Source organism: Gordonia jacobaea (genome assembly GCF_965344965.1).
Classification (GTDB): Bacteria; Actinomycetota; Actinomycetes; order Mycobacteriales; family Mycobacteriaceae; genus Gordonia; species Gordonia jacobaea.
Genome location: NZ_CBDRLS010000001.1, coordinates 1,046,339 through 1,063,230, shown reverse-complemented (window position 1 = coordinate 1,063,230; position 16,892 = coordinate 1,046,339). Strand labels below are relative to the sequence as shown.

The window sequence follows — 16,892 nt, the reverse complement described above, 5'->3', positions numbered from 1 at the left end:
CGGTGGAGAGAAGGGCATTTACTCAGTAGGTCGCCCACTCGCCCTGCGCGTAGCGCAGAATGCGCGGGTCCATCAGCGTCGACGGCGGCATGTCGAGTGGTTGCCGGTCGAGCGGAAAGACCGCGGCCGCCGACAGCTCCGATTCGCTGAGGAAGCGCATCGGCCCCGGTGCACGCAGGTGGAGCTCCGGTGGTGCGCCCTGGTCGGCGAGAAAGAATCCCCAGTCGCCGAACGACGGGACGTCGACGTGGTACGGCGTTATAGCGAGCCCGGCAGAACGCAGCGTCGACCCGATGCACCAATACGATTTCGGAGCGAAATACGGCGAGCCTGACTGCACGACGATCCGACCTCCCGGTGCGGAATGAGCCTTCACGAGTGAGTAGAACTCCGTCGAATACAGCTTGGCCGTTGCTGATTCGTCCGCGTCGGGCATGTCGACGATGATCACGTCGTACCGCTCGTGCTGCTGCCGCAACCACGTGAAGGCGTCTGCGGTGACGACGCGTGCACGTGGATCGTTCATGGAGTTCCGGTTCAACCCGAGCAGTCGAGGATCGGTGCGTGCCAGGTGAATCATCGCGGGATCGAGTTCGACGAGGGTCGGCCGAACACCGGGGTAGCGCAACACTTCTCGTAGGGCCAGGCCGTCGCCACCACCGAGCACGAGCACCGACGCCGGCGTCGACCCGTCGTCGCTGCTGCGGGCCACCGCGTCGGCCATCGCGGGGTGGACGAGTGCTTCGTGATAACGGTATTCATCGCTCGATGAGAATTGCAGGTCGCCGTTCAGATACAGCCGCGTATCGCGGCCGCCCGAGCCGATACGTCGCTCTGTGATCACGATGTCCTGATACTGCGTGCGTTCAGCGGCCACGATCGGGTCCCGATACAGCGCTTGACGCGCGGTCACCTCGAAACGGTCGGCGTAGAGCAGCGCGGCTACCAATACGGCTATCACCGCGATGGCGACTGCGCTCAGCACTGCGAACCCGCTGCGCGTCAGCGACTTTCGGAACATCACGAAGACCAGGAAACAGCCGGCGATGGCGTTGACGAGGCCGACGACGATCGCGCCGCGCAACTGTCCGAACACGGGTAGCAGAACGAACGGAAAGCACAGACCGCCGATGAGTGCTCCGATGTAGTCGGCGGCGAACAGGTCGGCGGCCGCAGAACCCGCCTCCTGCTTGCGAATACGTTGCAGCAGCACCATCAGCAACGGAATCTCCGCGCCGATGAGCAGACCCAACACGAAAGCGACCACCACGAGGGCCTGGGTGTACAACGACAGATATGCGAACGCTGCGTACAGCGCCAGCACCGACAATCCGCCGAGCAGTGCGAGCGCGAGCTCGATGGCCGCGAACGCCGTGACCGCGTGGCGCTGTAGCGGTTTGGCAGCCAGCGAGCCGATGCCCATCGCGAAGACCATGACCGCCAAGACGATCGACGCCTGTGTTGCTGTGTTACCGATCAGATACGAGCCGAGTGACACCAGCGCCAGCTCGTACACGAGCCCGCATGCCGCGCAGACGAATACGACGGCGAGCAATCCGACACGGGCGAACCGTGATCGGGGAGCGGTGTGTTCGGCCAGCAGTGTCACAGTATGGCAGCGGCGATGATCACTGCGATGCCGACGTGCGAGATGCCGTGGACCCACACCGCGGGATGGCTTTCTGCCCCGATGACGATCTCACCGAGCTTGCCCGGGGTGAACAGGTCGATGACAAAGAACGTCGCGCACATCACCGCCAGACCGATCAGTGTGTAGATGACGGTGTAGGTCAACCCGACCGCGAGACGTCCCTCGCTCGCTGCGATCGCAGCGGTGACGATGATCGCGACCGCAATCAGATTGGAGCCGACGAGGATTCCCGCATTACGGTTCCGGTCGATCCACAGTTGATGACGCAGGTTGCCGGGCGTCAACGCGTCGATGACCGCGAAAGAGATCAGCATCAGCAAGACCCCGACACCCGCGTAGGCGGCGGCGTAGTAGGTGTTGGTGAGAATCGCGTCGGCCGAGATCATGTGTGTACTCCCGTGTCTGATGCTTGCTCTGGTCGGACTTCCGTGTGCGGGCACAAACTGCGCCCCGATGTCTTACTTTCCGGTTCCACTGCCACCACCGCGGTTGGAGCTTCCCGACCCGGAGAAGTCGGGCGTCGGGACCCAATAGCCGCCGACGTAGCTGTGATAGTGGTTGTAGCCCGACCGGTAGTCGCGGCTGACCATCACCTTGGTTTTGTCTGCGGCATAAGGGAAAAGGCCGATCAGGTAGCCCGGGTACTGCAGAAACTGCGTACCTGCGACGTTGCCCGCCCCAGCGGTGTCGCCGGAGCGCTGGTCGGTGGGATTCTGGGCCGACGCGAGTTGGGCTGACACAGTCGACGGGTCACCATCGGCGATGTATGCGTCGACGTCGGACTCGTCGAGCGAACTGTCGCGCTGATAGTGCGACGTCACGTACGCCCGTGCGTCCCCGCCGCCCGATCCGCGAAATGCGCTGACCGCGCACGAGCCGAGGGCTATCAACGCGACGATCACGATGAGCGCGATGATCGTGTTACGGATCCGCCGCAGCCTCCGGGTCGGATCAGCCTGCCCCTGTGGCCCGCCGGACCGGCCGGGTCCTTGCGGGCCACCCGGGGCGCCAGGCCATTGCCCTCCCGGGTCGTCGCCTCCCGGCGGGTAGGTCATGACCGGACCGCCAGGGCGTCACGGTCGATTCGGCTCGACGTGACCACCACCTCGCCCGCCTGCGGATAGGTGTGCCAGGTGCGCCAGATGAGCGCGTCGTCGTCGATGTCGGCGGTCACCGCCGTCACCGCGAGCTCGTTGCCGGGGAATCGCCCGAGGAGTGCGGGCAACCCGGCGCGCGCATGTCCTTCGACCTCGGATTCGATCTGTTGGAGCAGATCGGCCATCGCGTCGGAGCTGCACTCGATGACTCGCGACGAGAACACGTAGCCGTCGGCCTGAAAGCTGTCCGGCAGTGCGGTGGTGATGTCTGGCAGGCAGGCGACCGTCTCGCACAGTTCGTGTGCGTCGTCGGTGATGACGATCTGGTGGCTGGCGCCGAGGAGTCGGATGGAGAACGTCAACGCCCCGATCGTGTGGTCTGCCGCTGCGAGCGGCTCACGCTGCGCGGCGGTCAGCGAGAATCCGAGCTGACCTGCCCGGGTGTCGGAGAACGCGACGTCGAGGTCGGTGAACGGACTCACCGCTGCTCCGGGCCCGGATTCGACGGGTAGATCCGGTACTCCGAACGATCGAGCACCTGGCCGCGCGCGCATTCCCACCCGCTGCCGTAATCCTCGAAGGACAGCCTGTCGCCGCCCGCTTCGTAGTCGTGATAACGCATCCGGCCGACCTGCGCCAGACCTGTCGTACCGAACGACGTGAACTGTGCTGTACCCGCTTCGTCGTTCGTATACCGCCGACCTTCGAGATCGACGTAAGCCGGTCCGGGGGTCACGGTCACGCCGCTGAGCTCCTGCCAGAGGACCACTTCGAGATCCGGATCGTCCTCCACCGAGATCCAGGCCTTCCGGCCCAGACCGGTGTCGAGGAAGTTCTCGGCCCACGAGAAGCCGTCCTGTGAGAGCTTGAGCGCGCCCCGGACCGCGAACGTCTCTCCGCGGATCTCGACGAGGTCGCCGGGTTTGAGCTGGCGAGGATCGCCGCGCACGGCGTCGTCGTCTGCGGTCGAGAAGGGATCACGCGGCTGGTACGTGCGCGAATACAGCGCGTCCCGCTCGGCTTGCTCGCGCTTTCGTTTGCTCAAGACGTTGAACACGAGCACGACGACGATGATCGCCAGCAGAGCGATGACGATGATCAGCAGGAATTCCATTGGTCAGAGGATAGTGCGTCGGGCCGGACATTCGGGGCACCCAGTGTCGGTACCGCGAATGACATCCAGCCCGACGCACCGTCGCTACCGAACCGCTGTCCTACTGAACCCGGTTCTTCTGAACACCGGTCCTACTTGACGTTGGTGTCGATGAACTGGGTCGAGTACAGCTCGTTCGCGGGGATCTGCGCGGGCAGATCGGAGCCGGAGTTGTTGAGCACCGGGATCAACTGATTGATCGACTCCTGCGCCTTCGCCATGTCGATGCCGCCCCACACGCCCGCGGCGTCCGGGCCGATGACGCCCTTCTCCTTGAGGATCTTGGCCGAGTACGACGCCTCGCCCTCGCTGTAGGTGCTGAACGAGACGTCCTGCGAAACCCAATCGGTGATGGTCTTGTTGATCGCGTCGGGGGAGTTCACGTAATTCTTGCCGGTCTGCTGAATCATCGGGATCAGCTTCTGCAGGCAGGGAGTCAGCTTCTCCATCTTGTCGGGCCGCACACTCACATTCGACGCGTAGACGTCGTAACCGGCGTCGCGGACCATCGCGTAGGCGACGGGCTTGTCCCACGACGGGGTCTCATGCTCGTAGGTGTACGGCTCGGAGTTCACGAAGCCCTGCTGCGCGATCGACGGGTCACCGACGAATCGCGCTGGCGCGCCGTCGTATCCGGTGTCGAGCTGGCTCTGCTTCAGTAGCCCCTTGGCCACCAGCCATTGCGGGAACACCTGCTCCTTCGACACGACGACGGTGGCGTCGGACTTGCCGATGTCGGCGATGGTGCGCCAGTCGGGGTGCTTTTCCGGGTCCCACATCAGGATCGACGGGTTGTACTGCAGTAGTGGCGTCAGTGCTACGACCCGCTGCTTCGAGGCAGCCGAGACGAGCTGGTCGCCGTGGACGAGTCCGAGGTCGATGCTGTCGTCGGCGTGCATCACCGAGGGCACCGACTGGAATCCGATCGCGGGACCGCCCGCCCGCAGGGTGATGTCGACGCCGGTGTCCTTGCCGTCGTAGGCGAGCGGGCCGGTGGCCGACTTCTGATTCGCGTCGACGGTGTATCCGGGGCCCATCAGCCCGATCACGCCGGCCATATCCGACTGCGGCTGCCACTGGAGTTGCACCACAACGTTTTTCGGGCAGACGGACGCGAGGTTGTATTCGGCCGGTGCGGACGGCAGCGACTGCGCCGAGCTAGACGACGTCGACGACGAGTCGGTGCACCCGGCGAGTGCGGCGACACACGCGGAGGCGGTTGCCGCTACGACGCCTGCGCGTACTGACAGTCTGCGACGTCGCGAGGCGACGTGGGACGGCGAAGCTTTGGACACGGTGGAACTCCTCTTGCGGAAGGGTGAACGAGACCGACGACGCCGGCCCCTGGAGTGGATTACATGTAAATGTAGGGGCTGCTCGCGGATCGCGCGAGTCCGGTGCATGTAGCGCTGATTGGCCGGTCCGGCACCGGAAAACCACTTCTGACATGCGCTTTGATGGTGTCTAACCTGCGTGTACAGGGTTCGAGCCCGCGGTTCTGTCACATATTGTTTACGTCGGGACACGCGAGCGCAATGCATGTAACCAACAATCAGAAAGCGAAGTAAGTCCGACTCTTACATGTAGGCGCTCTCATGTGCCGTGGCTCTGATGGATGTACCCATGAACCTGATCGACACCGTCAACGACACTGACGCGAGGCATCTCACGAAGGGTGTGATGATCTCGGCGTCGGGAGTATCCAAGCAGTTCGACTCCGGCACAATCGCTCTCGCCGACGTCGACCTCGACATCGCCCGTGGCGACTTCGTCGCGATCGTCGGCCCCTCCGGCTGTGGCAAATCGACGCTCCTGCGCATGGCTGCGGGATTGGAGGCGCCGACAACCGGTAGCGTCGCGCTGGCCACCGATTCGGTCGGCGTGATCTTCCAGGAACCCACATTGCTGCCATGGCGTTCTGTGCAGGCCAACGTCGAACTATGTGCCGAGATCGCGGGTGAGTCCCGCTCGGAGCGTCGGGAACGTGCCGCCGCGGCCATCGACGCCGTGGGCCTCGCCGGCTTCGAGAAGCAGCTGCCGCGCACGCTCTCGGGCGGCATGAAGATGCGAGTCTCGTTGGCGCGCATGCTCACCAAGGAACCTGAGGTGATGTTGCTCGACGAGCCGTTCGGTGCGCTCGACGAGATGACTCGCCTCGACATGCAGGCAGAACTGTTGCGGCTGTACGGCGATCGGGGATTCACCGCGCTGTTCATCACCCACTCGATGCCCGAGGCGGTGTTCCTCGCCAACCGGGTGATCGTGATGTCGGCCCGACCGGGCCGAATCGCCGCGGACATCCGCATCGACCTTCCTTATCCCCGTCAACCCGACGTGCGCTTCGACCCGGCTTTCACGTCGTACGTCGCCGCGATCTCCGAAACACTCCGAGGTGCCTGATGACCATCACATCGACTGCAATGACACATGATTCGACGTCGGGCACCGCTGTCACCACAGCGTCGCCCGCTCCCTCGGCCTCGGGAACGGCGCCGGGCGGTAAGGCAACATCGTCGACGAGAACGCGGCTGCGCACAGCGGTGCGCATGGTCGCACCGCCCGCGGTGTCTCTCGCTGCGGCGATCGGGCTCTGGTACCTGGTCAGCATGGTGATCCTCTCTCCGCAGAGGCGATTCCTTCTTCCGCCGCCGCACGAGGTGTTGACCAACTCGTTGCTCGACAAGGCTCACGTCAACCCGATGCTGGAGGCACTCTGGGTCACCGCGAAGGTGAGCCTCGTCGGGTTCCTCTTCGCGGCTGTCATCGGCATCGCGATCGGCGTGCTGATGAGCCGCGGCTCTCTGATGGAGCGCGCGATCTACCCGTGGGCCGTTGTGCTGCAGGTCATTCCGGTACTCGCGATCGTCCCGCTGATCGGTCTGTGGTTCGGGTACGGCATGGTGGCACGCACCATCGTGTGTGTCATCATCGCGATCTTCCCGATCATCGCCAACACACACTTCGGACTCACCTCCGTCGACCGCGGCATGCACGAGCTGTTCACGCTGTCGAAGGCCTCGCGCACCCAGCGATTGGTGAAACTCGAGTTCCCCGCAGCACTTCCGGCGATGATGACCGGATTCCGCACGGCGTCGGGGCTCGTGGTGGTCGGCGCGATCATCGGCGACATGTTCTTCGCGAAGGGCGAACCGGGAATCGGGACCCTGCTCGACGTCTACCGCGCGCGACTGCAATCCGACGATCTCATCGCGGCCATCGTGCTCGCGTCGTTGTTCGGCATCGCCGTCTTCGCGGTGTTCAGCATGCTCAACGCCGCCGTCGCACGCCGCCGCTAGCCGCCGACTCTCACAAGGAACTCCAGACATGTTCACCGTTCCCATCATCGACATCTCGCCCTACGCCGACCCGCAGAGCACGCCAGAACAACGAGCACGGGTGGCGCGTCAACTCGACGAGGCCTCTGCCACAGTCGGATTCATGCAAATCGTCGGACACGGAATCTCCCAGAGCGTCGTCGACGGTCTCACCGATGCCCTCGACGCGTTCTATGCACTCCCGCTCGATGTGAAGAAGAACTACGTGCGGCCGGGTGCCAATCGTGGCTACAGTCCGCCCAAGAGCGAGTCGCTGAGCATGAGTCTCGGTGTGGCAGCGGCGAACCAGATGAACGACTTCTACGAGGCATTCACCGTCGGCTCGGAGCAATCCTGGTATGCGGCAACGGATCTTCCCGAGTCCAGCTATCCCGACAACACCTGGCCCGACGACGCGGTGGCGAGCTTCCGGCCGGCCGTCGAGGAGTGGTTTTCCCGGGCGCGAGGCGTGTCACGAATCCTGTTGCGTGCCTTCACCGAAGCGCTGGGCCTTCCGGACGGCTACTTCGACGCGCTCACCGATCACTCGATCGACGCGCTGAAGATGAACAACTACACGCTGCCCGAAGGCGAGATCGAACTCGCGGGCGAGTTGACCGGGATGGGCGCCCACACCGACTTCGGCATTCTCACCGTGCTGTGGGCCGATCGTGTGCCGGGATTGCAGGTCCTCGATCGCGACGGCATCTGGCACGACGTACAGCCCGAGCCCGGTGCTCTCATCGTGAACCTCGGCGACGCCATGGCCCGCTGGACAAACGATCGCTGGTTGTCGACCATCCATCGGGTCGATCCGCCCGTCGTCGACGGAAGGATCATCCGACGACGTTCCGCGGCCTTCTTCTTCGACGGCAACTTCGACGCCGTCATCGAAACACTGCCCGGATGCGCGCGCACAGATCAGCCCGGATACCCGCCGATCACTGTCGCCGACAACATCAACGCCAAATTGGCCGGAATGAAACAGGGGGTCGCGCCACAGGCCGCTGATCGGGAGGCGCAGCGGCTGACGTCGGCGCACACGGCGCGATAGGGCGTTACGCTCGATGACCGTGACGGTTGGAGGCGGTGAGGGCGCATTGTTGACGCAGTCGGTGGTGCGCCGACTCCGCGACGAGATCTTCGCCGGGCAGATGGCCCCCGGCACCCCGCTGAGTGTGCCGGGACTCGCCGCGCGTCTCGAAGTGTCGCGCAGCCCGGTCCGCGAGGCGGTGCAGCAACTCGTCGTCGAAGGACTTGCCGAGTACACACCGCGTGTCGGCGCCAAGGTCGCCGCGCTCGACGAGGCGAGTCTGCGCCACGTCTTCGAGGTTCGCGAGGTGCTCGACGGTCTCGCCGCCCGCCAAGCCGTCGAACGCGTGACCTACGCCGAGATCGACGACCTGTGGGAGCAGGTGCGCACCCAGGAGGCACTGCTCGCCGAGGCCGCAGATCACCACCGAGACTCCCAACTCGACCTCGACTTCCACACCGCGGTGCGGTCCCTGTCGGGCAACAAGCCGCTGTGCGACGCGTTGTTCAAACTCGACACACAGTCGCACCTGTACCGCTCCGACATGTGGCAGCACGACGTCAACCGACGTCTCGCGGTGGCAGAGCATCATCGAATCGTCAGTGCGCTGGAAGCAGGCGACGCCGCTGGGGCGCAGATCGCGGCACAGGCACACGCCGCCGGAGTCTTGGTTCGGTTGCTCAGATCGTGACTGCGCACAGCGTGACGGGAACAGGCGCGACGGGGGCAGGCGAACTCACTGACCTGCCGCCGCAGCTGTGGGTCGAGTACCCGGACACGCTCGCCGACGTGATGCCCTGGATCGGGCGGTGCCTCGGCGTCGACGCCGTGGGTGGCGATCTGCCGGCGGCAAGCGAGCGCAGTCGCCTCCCCGAACTCGACGCGGCGTCGGTGGTGCTGCTACTCGTCGACGGCCTCGGCGAACGGCAACTGGCCGCCCACGCACACCTCGCACCGACACTCGCCGGACTGCAGGGCACCGTGCTGCGGGCGGGCTTCCCGTCGACAACGGCGACGTCGATCACCAGCCTGATGCGCGGCGAACCGGCAGGCGAGCACGGGATCATCGGCTACAGCTTCGTGCCGGACGACGCGGCCCGCAGTCACGGTCCGGCCCGCACACTGAACATGCTGCGCTGGACACTCGACAGTGCAGACGGCCCGTCGGCCTACGACGTCTATCCGCCGACCGCACTTGCCCCGGGAGACGGCGACGGCGCGGTGGGCGCGCTCGAGCGGTCGGGGGTGCGCGTTTTTCAGGTGATGCCCGGCGAGTTCAAGGACACGGGTTTCACCTCGGTCGCCTCCGGTACCGCAGGCAGACACCTGCCCGCCAAGGCTCCGGCCGAGGTTCGAGCAGGCATCACCACCGCGCTGACCAGAACGCTGCCCCGCTCACACCGGCCGCGAGTGGTCTACGCATATCTCGCCGACCTCGACACCGCCGGTCACATCTACGGTCCGGGCTCCGACCCCTGGTGCGACGCACTGCGCACCGTCGATTCCCTTGTCGCCGACATCCTCACAGACCTTCCGTCCGACGCCACCCTCGTCGTGACCGGCGACCACGGGATGCTGCGCGCGGGAAAGGCCATCGACCTCGACGCCGAGCCCGCGTTGTCGGCGGGCGTCGCACGAGTCGCGGGCGAGGCTCGGGTGCGCCACGTCTACGCGATCGACGGGGCCGTCGACGACGTCGCGGATGCCTGGCGCGATCTCCTCGGCGACGACGCACACGTCGCGCCGCGCGAACAGGTTCTCCCCGAACACTGGTACGGACCCCGCACCGCCGATCGAACCGCTGCGCGCATCGGCGATCTCGTCGTCGTGGCGAAGGACCGTACGGTGCTGACCCGACCGGCCGCTGAGCCGGGGGAGTCGCGCATGCTCGGGCACCACGGTGGCTGGACCGCCGATGAACTGCTGGTGCCGCTGCTGATCGGCAACGATCCCGCGTAGACCGCTCCTCACCGTTGACCTTGCACTCACCGGGGTCGAGTGCTAAAACGGACGTTGGCACTCACGGATCGTGAGTGCTAGGTCGGGACGGTGAGATCGGTACCGAATGACACACCGGTCGTCCGTCGCGGGCACCGAGTCCGGCCATACAAACCTAGTGTCACCCCCTATCGGAGGATCACTTACCCATGGCCAAGCAAATCGCGTTCGATGAAGAGGCCCGTCGCGGCCTCGAGCGGGGTCTCAACACCCTCGCCGACGCAGTCAAGGTGACGTTGGGACCCAAGGGTCGCAACGTCGTTCTGGAGAAGAAGTGGGGCGCCCCCACGATCACCAACGATGGCGTGTCCATCGCCAAGGAGATCGAGCTCGAGGACCCCTACGAGAAGATCGGTGCCGAGCTCGTCAAGGAGGTCGCCAAGAAGACTGACGACGTCGCTGGCGACGGCACCACCACCGCAACCGTTCTGGCTCAGGCACTCGTGCGTGAGGGTCTGCGCAACGTTGCCGCAGGCGCCAACCCGATGGGCCTCAAGCGCGGCATCGAGCAGGCTGTCGACGCCGTCACCGAGTCGCTGCTGAAGAGCGCCAAGGAGGTCGAGACCAAGGAGCAGATCGCTGCGACCGCTGGTATCTCGGCAGGCGACCCCTCGATCGGCGAGCTCATCGCCGAGGCGATGGACAAGGTCGGCAAGGAAGGCGTCATCACCGTCGAGGAGTCCAACACCTTCGGACTCCAGCTCGAGCTCACCGAGGGTATGCGCTTCGACAAGGGCTACATCTCGGGCTACTTCGTGACCGACCCCGAGCGCCAGGAAGCCGTCCTCGACGACCCGTACATCCTGCTCGTCTCGGGCAAGGTCTCGACCGTCAAGGATCTGCTCCCGCTGCTGGAGAAGGTCATCCAGTCGGGCAAGCCGCTGCTGATCATCGCCGAGGACGTCGAGGGCGAAGCCCTCTCGACCCTGGTGGTCAACAAGATCCGCGGCACCTTCAAGTCTGTTGCCGTCAAGGCTCCCGGCTTCGGTGACCGCCGCAAGGCCATGCTCGCCGACATCGCCATCCTCACCGGTGGCGAGGTCATCAGCGAAGAGGTCGGCCTCTCGCTGGAGGGTGCCGGTCTCGAGCAGCTCGGCCAGGCTCGCAAGGTCGTCGTCACCAAGGACGAGACCACCATCGTCGACGGCGCGGGCGACGCAGACGCCATCGCCGGACGCGTGTCGCAGATCCGCACCGAGATCGAGAACAGCGACTCCGACTACGACCGTGAGAAGCTGCAGGAGCGCCTGGCCAAGCTGGCCGGTGGCGTTGCAGTCATCAAGGCGGGCGCGGCCACCGAGGTCGAGCTCAAGGAGCGCAAGCACCGCATCGAGGACGCCGTCCGCAATGCGAAGGCTGCCGTCGAAGAGGGCATCGTCGCCGGTGGCGGCGTGGCTCTGCTGCAGTCCGAGCCTGCCATCGACTCGCTGACCCTCGAGGGCGACGAGGCGACCGGTACCAACATCGTGCGCGTCGCGCTGTCGGCTCCGGCCAAGCAGATCGCCGTCAACGCAGGGCTCGAGCCCGGCGTCGTCGCCGACAAGATCCTCAACTCGCCGCTGGGCACCGGCCTCAACGCCGCCACCGGCACCTACGAGGATCTGCTCGCCGCAGGCATCAACGACCCGGTCAAGGTCACCCGCTCGGCCCTGCAGAACGCAGCGTCGATCGCGGCTCTGTTCCTCACCACCGAGGCCGTCGTCGCCGACAAGCCCGAGAAGAACCCGGCCCCGGCCATGCCCGGCGCCGACGAGATGGGCGGCATGGGATTCTGATCCCGTCACCCGCTGCATAGCGAACACCGAAGGCCGGTCACCCGAGAGGGTGGCCGGCCTTCGGCGTTCCCGTCGACCGGGCGCTGTATCGCGTCGACTGGGCGCTGTATCGCGTCGACTGGGCGCCGCATGACTGAATTCGAGACGCCGCGGAATGATTCTGAGACTTATCGCGCGCCGGGCTGATTCACGCGGCTACCGTGAAGTAAGCGACCCACGATTATTCGTGGGATGCTCGGATCGATATTTCGCACGTCGCGGTGAAGTGCCTCGTCGGTGTTGTCAACAACGAACGGAAGTGGATTCCTGTGTGTACACGGGTGATGTGGCCAGAGGCCAACGGTTCTGTGATCGTCGGCCGCAACATGGATTTCCACCAGGATCTCCACACCAATCTCTGGAAGCTCCCACGCGGCGTCGACCGTAATGATCGCGTCGAGGGAAAGCTGAAGTGGACGTCGAAGTACGGCAGTGTGATCGCCGGCGTCTACGACATCCTCTCGACCGACGGGGTCAACGAGAAAGGTCTGGCGGGCCACATCCTGTGGCTGGCCGAATCTGAGTACGGTGACCCCGACCCCGACCGCCCTCAGCTCGCGATGTCGGTGTGGCTGCAGTACTTCCTCGACAACTTCGCGTCGGTGGCAGAAGCCGTCCGGTGGGTAGAAGAAAACAACCCGCAGGTTATCCCCATGACGGACCCGACCGGCGGCAGCAAACCTGCGATCCACCTCGCGATCGATGACGCGACGGGCGATTCGGCGATCTTCGAGTACATCGACGGCAAGCTGGACGTCTATCACAGCGAGGACTACTGGGTGATGACGAATTCGCCCAGCTACGACCAACAACTCGAACTCGTGAAGAAGTATGAGGGTCTCGGCGGCGACCAACCCCTACCGGGTACATGCGCCGCCCCCGACCGTTTCGCGCGCGCCACCTTCTACGTGCACAACCAGCCAGAGCCGAAGTCGCGCGTGCAGGCCACCGCCGCCATGGCGAGCATTATCCGGAATGCTGCGCAGCCGTACCGGATTCCCGAACCCGGCAAGCCAGATGCGTCGACGACGCTGTGGCAGGTCGTCATCGACCTGACCAACCCGCGCTACATCTTCGAGTCCGTGACATGCCCGAACGTCGTGTGGGTCGATTTGAAGGACCTCGACTTCACCGAGGGTTCCGGCGACGCCAAGCTGGATCTGGTCAAAGGTCTCGCGGTCGAGAATGGGCTTTCGGGCAATGTGGCCCACAAGTTCGAAAAGCACAAGTTCCATATCGTTTCCATCGAGCAGGCAAAACTGATCGGCGAAGTAGCCGCCAAGGCAAAAGAAGGCTTGGACTCAACGAAGCCGATCGAGGATCGCATCAAGGCGGTCCAGGAAAAGGTGGACGCAAAGCTCGCGGAATTCGTCGACGCGACGTGAGGCGGTGTGACCTGACAGGTCACACGTTCCGTGCACATTCGGCGGTACCGTCGGCGCCGCGGAATGTGGCACCGACGCCTCGGCGTTGCACCGAGCATGAGTACTTTACCCATCGACGTCTGGTCGGATATCGCTTGCCCGTGGTGCTACATCGGCAAGCGGAACCTCGACGCCGCGCTCGCGCTCCTCGACGACTCCGACGACGTCGACCCCAACGTCGTTTCTGTCGACTTCCACAGCTACCTACTCGCTCCCGACACACCGCCGGAGACAGACGCTCCCGAGATCGATTTCCTGGTGCAGAGCAAGGGAATGCCCGCCGATCAGGTCAGGCAGATGTTTGCCCACGTCACCCAGGTCGCTGCCGATGCCGGCCTGCACTACGACTTCGACATCGCGCGCCACGCCAACACCCGCAAGGCCCATGAACTGCTGCACTACGCCAAAAGTGTTGGCTGGCAGGCTGATATGGCCGAGCGTCTGTTCGCCGCACACTTCACCGAAGGAAAGCACATCGGCGGCATCGACGAACTCGCCGACCTTGCGGCCGAGATCGGTCTCGACCGAGACGACGTCGAAAAGGCTTTGCGCGCAGGGACGTACGCGGACGCCGTCGACGCCGACCTCGAGCAGGCGAGTGCATACGGAATCAGCGGTGTGCCGTTCTTCGTGATCGACGGTCGCTACGGCGTCTCGGGTGCTCAACCGCCCGAGGTACTCGCGCAGGCCATCGGCCAGGTCCTTGCCGAGCGCGCTGAAACCTAGAACTCGTTACATTGATTCACCAATGTAATCCGATCGAATCACTTTGGTGAAGTTTCGTATCTTCGGGTGACACGAGTCGGCGCACGGACTCAATACGGTGGGTGCACAACAACTCTCACCGAAGGGGTTCCATGTCTCTCAACAGGTTTCGACGTTTCGCATTGGTGATCGGGGTCGCCTCGGCGCTTGGTGCGCTGGGCGTACCAGGGGCGGCCGTCGCCGATACCTCGACCGGAAGCAGTGTCGACACGGGGTCGGCCGAGGACCTGCTGAAGGCGGTGCCGCCGGAGGTCATCGAACAACTCGGGCTCGGGAGCACCGGTGGCGGTTCGCCCAAGGTTCAGCAGTGCAATCAGTCGACGAAGTCGGGTGGGCAGGGCGTGACCGAGACCAAGCACATCATCGGGCGTACCGGTCCGACGTCGTTCACCCTCAACTACGACACCCGAATTCAGCCGGACAAGATCGACGTGTTCTACCAGGGCCGGCTGATCCGCAGCACCGGATATGTCGGCGACCGCATCAACAAGGGCAAGGGCAGCATCGTGGTCAACGTTCCGCCGGGTGTCGCCAACTACGTGACGGTCAAGGTCACCGGGCCGGAGAGCGGCACCGTCTGGGATTACACAGTCAATTGCCCGCGCTGAACCAACTCAGCGCTGCGGTCGAAGTGAGTTCTTGGCGGTCAACTGGCCGTCGGGTTGATCGACGAACTGTCCGTCGCAGTGTCCGGCTGCTGCACGCGAAACAGCTTGGAATACTGCGGGATTGACGGCCTCGGCCGTGTGCTCGGTGTAGCCGGTCGGTGCGACGAATGCGGGCAACGGCGTGACACGGCACTGGCCGCCGTCGAGGTCGCCGGTCACCCATTCGTACGCGCTGCGAATGCGGTAGTACCTGGTGGGCCCGGGGGTGTCGTCTCCTGCATTGAGGTCACGCAGGAACGCACTGCCCGGGCACAACTGTCCGTCGGCGCCGGGTTGGTTGCATCCGCCCGGCGAGCCGTATTCCGGTGTGCCGACGGCGATTACGTTGGCCACCTTCGACGCGCCGCCGAGCTCCTTCACGTAGTAGCGCGTCGTCACGCCGCCGACGCTGTGTCCGACGAGCGACACAGGCGTCGACGGCCTGGCCTTCTTCTCTGCGTCGACGGCCCTGCCGATGGCGCGCGAGTCGGAGAGGAGTTGCGTGCCCATGAGGTCGAGGACGCGAACCCGGTAGCCGTCACGGCGCAGCGCGTCGGCCATCAGCGTGTACGGAGCGGCTCCGAACGACTGGCCGGGCACGATGAGGAGTGTTCCGCGCGGCGCAGCGGCATCTGCGGTCGTCGTCGGCGCTGCCAACGCAACCCCGGCGGCAGCGGCGGTGAGGGCGACGATCGCGGCAAGGCGGCGAAGAATTCTCATGCGGGCATTCTAGCCATGCTTAGCCTTGCCTTACTAACCTATGCGGTGAACCCGCTCGGAGGGCCGTCGTCGGCGACGGTCGGTAGCGTTGGTCTCCGAAGCCGATTTGGACCAGCGAGGGGAATTCCCATGTCGCACCACAACTCTGGGCCGCGGGCCCATCAACTTCCCGAAGCCGACATCACCGACATGTACGCGTTCACGGTCCCGGGAGCGCAAGGTCGGCTGGGCCTGGTGCTCAACCTCGTGCCGTGGACGCCCCCGAACGGACGCTTCTCGGATGCTCTGATCTATCGGTTCCGCATCCGCCCGATCACCGTCGACGTGTCCGAGCCCGCGCTCTTCTCGGCGGCCGATCCGGCTGCTGAGATCACGATCGACTGCACGTTCACCACCCCGGACGTCGCCCAGACCGGCACCTGCACGGTGTCCGTCGGTGGCAACCCCACGGGTACGTCGGTCACGTTCGCGGTCGACGACGAGGCGGGCGGTGCGACCGACGGGCTGCGTGCCTTCGGAGGCCCCCGGTGGGATCCGTTCTTCAGCGACGCAACCGCGCTGGTCAACACCATCTCGACCGGGAAGCTCTCGTTCACCGACCACGGCAGCATCCTCGGTGACGGCAAGAACGTGATGAGCATCGTCGTCGAAGTAGACCTCGAGCCGCTCGTCGGCGACGGCAGCATTGTCGCCGTCGTCGGGGAGAGCGTCATCGGCGGCAAGATCCCGGTCCGGTGGGAGCGATTCGGTCGACCCGAGTTCGAGAACGCGATCCTCGGTATGAAGAACTACGACACCGTCAATCGCGATCTGGAGATCCGCGACCTGTTCAACGCCGAGGACGCGTTCGCGCTCGGCCCCGACTACCTCGGCGCCTACCACGCGCGACTGAACGCCAACCTCGCCTACTGGGACGGTCTCGACGGCAACGTCGACTGGCCGGTCGACGCCGACGGCAACCATCCGCTCGCCGAGATGCTGCTTGCCGACTTCATGATCGTCGACGCGTGGAAGCCCTTCGGCGACAACACTTTTCTCGAGATCGAACGCGCCGTCCGCGACGGCCGACCGCACGAGACGATGGGCGGACGCTCGCTCAACGACGACTGCATGGACACCCTGTACACCTACCTCGTCAACGCTGCGAAGGGGCCGCGCATCAGCGATGACGTCGACGCCCCGACCCGCCTCGCAAGTGACACGTTCCCGTACCTCGCCCCCGCCAATCCGAATCCGCCGGAGGCGCCCGGGTCTCACTGAATCGCGACAGGTCATC

Annotated in this window: 17 protein-coding genes; 10 read left to right on the top strand and 7 right to left on the bottom strand. The window is 64.9% G+C overall.

The window, feature by feature from the left end:
- Positions 1-22 precede the first annotated feature (22 nt).
- From ACRVY7_RS04910 to ACRVY7_RS04885, 6 genes are all read right to left on the bottom strand, one after another.
- A complete protein-coding gene (locus ACRVY7_RS04910) occupies positions 23-1,609 on the bottom strand; it encodes a polyamine aminopropyltransferase (protein ID WP_431816188.1) in 1,587 nt (528 codons plus the stop codon).
- The gene (locus ACRVY7_RS04905; RefSeq protein ID WP_152929994.1) at positions 1,606-2,037 is read right to left on the bottom strand and encodes a DUF350 domain-containing protein; all 432 of its coding nucleotides are present in this window, start codon (positions 2,035-2,037) and stop codon (positions 1,606-1,608) included. The genes ACRVY7_RS04910 and ACRVY7_RS04905 overlap by 4 nt, the downstream gene beginning before the upstream one ends.
- A gap of 72 nt (positions 2,038-2,109) precedes the next feature.
- On the bottom strand, positions 2,110-2,706 hold the full coding sequence (locus ACRVY7_RS04900) for a DUF4247 domain-containing protein (protein WP_431816187.1): 597 nt from the start codon (positions 2,704-2,706) through the stop codon (positions 2,110-2,112).
- A complete protein-coding gene (locus ACRVY7_RS04895) occupies positions 2,703-3,230 on the bottom strand; it encodes a DUF2617 family protein (RefSeq protein WP_431816186.1) in 528 nt (175 codons plus the stop codon). Before ACRVY7_RS04895 ends, ACRVY7_RS04900 begins: the two co-directional genes overlap by 4 nt.
- Positions 3,227-3,862 (bottom strand): DUF4178 domain-containing protein, encoded by a 636-nt coding sequence (locus ACRVY7_RS04890; protein WP_431816185.1) that lies wholly within the window; start codon positions 3,860-3,862, stop codon positions 3,227-3,229. Before ACRVY7_RS04890 ends, ACRVY7_RS04895 begins: the two co-directional genes overlap by 4 nt.
- A 131-nt stretch (positions 3,863-3,993) precedes the next feature.
- A complete protein-coding gene (locus tag ACRVY7_RS04885; RefSeq protein WP_431816184.1) occupies positions 3,994-5,196 on the bottom strand; it encodes a nitrate ABC transporter substrate-binding protein in 1,203 nt (400 codons plus the stop codon).
- 328 nt (positions 5,197-5,524) lie between these two features.
- Between ACRVY7_RS04885 and ACRVY7_RS04880 the strand changes: the two genes are divergently transcribed.
- The 9 genes from ACRVY7_RS04880 (at position 5,525) to ACRVY7_RS04840 (ending at position 14,857) form a co-directional block, all read left to right on the top strand.
- Complete coding sequence (locus ACRVY7_RS04880) at positions 5,525-6,301, top strand: ABC transporter ATP-binding protein (RefSeq protein WP_049697601.1); 777 nt, start codon at positions 5,525-5,527, stop codon at positions 6,299-6,301.
- 20 nt (positions 6,302-6,321) lie between these two features.
- Entirely contained in the window at positions 6,322-7,197 is an 876-nt protein-coding gene (locus ACRVY7_RS04875) for an ABC transporter permease (protein WP_431816400.1), read from the top strand.
- 28 nt (positions 7,198-7,225) lie between these two features.
- Positions 7,226-8,269: an isopenicillin N synthase family dioxygenase gene (locus ACRVY7_RS04870; protein ID WP_431816183.1), complete on the top strand. Its 1,044-nt coding sequence runs from the start codon at positions 7,226-7,228 to the stop codon at positions 8,267-8,269.
- 13 nt (positions 8,270-8,282) lie between these two features.
- The gene (locus tag ACRVY7_RS04865; RefSeq protein ID WP_049697604.1) at positions 8,283-8,939 is read left to right on the top strand and encodes a GntR family transcriptional regulator; all 657 of its coding nucleotides are present in this window, start codon (positions 8,283-8,285) and stop codon (positions 8,937-8,939) included.
- Positions 8,940-9,040: 101 nt separating this feature from the next.
- On the top strand, positions 9,041-10,207 hold the full coding sequence (locus tag ACRVY7_RS04860; RefSeq protein WP_431816399.1) for an alkaline phosphatase family protein: 1,167 nt from the start codon (positions 9,041-9,043) through the stop codon (positions 10,205-10,207).
- Between the two features lie 188 nt (positions 10,208-10,395).
- Positions 10,396-12,021, top strand: coding sequence for a chaperonin GroEL (groL, locus tag ACRVY7_RS04855; RefSeq protein ID WP_007238086.1), 1,626 nt, complete (start codon positions 10,396-10,398; stop codon positions 12,019-12,021).
- Positions 12,022-12,329: 308 nt separating this feature from the next.
- Positions 12,330-13,445 carry a linear amide C-N hydrolase gene (locus tag ACRVY7_RS04850; RefSeq protein ID WP_431816182.1) on the top strand — a complete coding sequence of 372 codons (1,116 nt, stop codon included), beginning with the start codon at positions 12,330-12,332 and terminating at the stop codon, positions 13,443-13,445.
- 96 nt (positions 13,446-13,541) lie between these two features.
- A complete protein-coding gene (locus tag ACRVY7_RS04845; RefSeq protein WP_431816181.1) occupies positions 13,542-14,210 on the top strand; it encodes a DsbA family oxidoreductase in 669 nt (222 codons plus the stop codon).
- A 131-nt stretch (positions 14,211-14,341) separates the two neighbouring features.
- Complete coding sequence (locus ACRVY7_RS04840) at positions 14,342-14,857, top strand: hypothetical protein (RefSeq protein WP_431816180.1); 516 nt, start codon at positions 14,342-14,344, stop codon at positions 14,855-14,857.
- 6 nt (positions 14,858-14,863) lie between these two features.
- On the opposite strand, the gene ACRVY7_RS04835 is transcribed toward ACRVY7_RS04840, so the two are convergent.
- The gene (locus ACRVY7_RS04835) at positions 14,864-15,616 is read right to left on the bottom strand and encodes an esterase/lipase family protein (RefSeq protein ID WP_431816179.1); all 753 of its coding nucleotides are present in this window, start codon (positions 15,614-15,616) and stop codon (positions 14,864-14,866) included.
- Between the two features lie 129 nt (positions 15,617-15,745).
- Between ACRVY7_RS04835 and ACRVY7_RS04830 the strand changes: the two genes are divergently transcribed.
- Entirely contained in the window at positions 15,746-16,876 is a 1,131-nt protein-coding gene (locus tag ACRVY7_RS04830; RefSeq protein ID WP_431816178.1) for a DUF4331 family protein, read from the top strand.
- Positions 16,877-16,892: the final 16 nt, after the last annotated feature.

Bases quoted from the DNA above. Each gene is read 5' to 3' on its own strand.
- ACRVY7_RS04905 (WP_152929994.1), bottom strand. From the start codon at position 2,037: ATGATCTCGGCCGACGCGATTCTCACCAACACCTACTACGCCGCCGCC.
- ACRVY7_RS04900 (WP_431816187.1), bottom strand. From the start codon at position 2,706: ATGACCTACCCGCCGGGAGGCGACGACCCGGGAGGGCAATGGCCTGGC.
- ACRVY7_RS04890 (WP_431816185.1), bottom strand. From the start codon at position 3,862: ATGGAATTCCTGCTGATCATCGTCATCGCTCTGCTGGCGATCATCGTC.
- ACRVY7_RS04880 (WP_049697601.1), top strand. From the start codon at position 5,525: ATGAACCTGATCGACACCGTCAACGACACTGACGCGAGGCATCTCACG.
- ACRVY7_RS04875 (WP_431816400.1), top strand. From the start codon at position 6,322: ATGACACATGATTCGACGTCGGGCACCGCTGTCACCACAGCGTCGCCC.
- ACRVY7_RS04870 (WP_431816183.1), top strand. From the start codon at position 7,226: ATGTTCACCGTTCCCATCATCGACATCTCGCCCTACGCCGACCCGCAG.
- ACRVY7_RS04865 (WP_049697604.1), top strand. From the start codon at position 8,283: ATGACCGTGACGGTTGGAGGCGGTGAGGGCGCATTGTTGACGCAGTCG.
- ACRVY7_RS04860 (WP_431816399.1), top strand. From the start codon at position 9,041: ATGCCCTGGATCGGGCGGTGCCTCGGCGTCGACGCCGTGGGTGGCGAT.
- groL (WP_007238086.1), top strand. From the start codon at position 10,396: ATGGCCAAGCAAATCGCGTTCGATGAAGAGGCCCGTCGCGGCCTCGAG.
- ACRVY7_RS04845 (WP_431816181.1), top strand. From the start codon at position 13,542: ATGAGTACTTTACCCATCGACGTCTGGTCGGATATCGCTTGCCCGTGG.
- ACRVY7_RS04840 (WP_431816180.1), top strand. From the start codon at position 14,342: ATGTCTCTCAACAGGTTTCGACGTTTCGCATTGGTGATCGGGGTCGCC.
- ACRVY7_RS04835 (WP_431816179.1), bottom strand. From the start codon at position 15,616: ATGAGAATTCTTCGCCGCCTTGCCGCGATCGTCGCCCTCACCGCCGCT.
- ACRVY7_RS04830 (WP_431816178.1), top strand. From the start codon at position 15,746: ATGTCGCACCACAACTCTGGGCCGCGGGCCCATCAACTTCCCGAAGCC.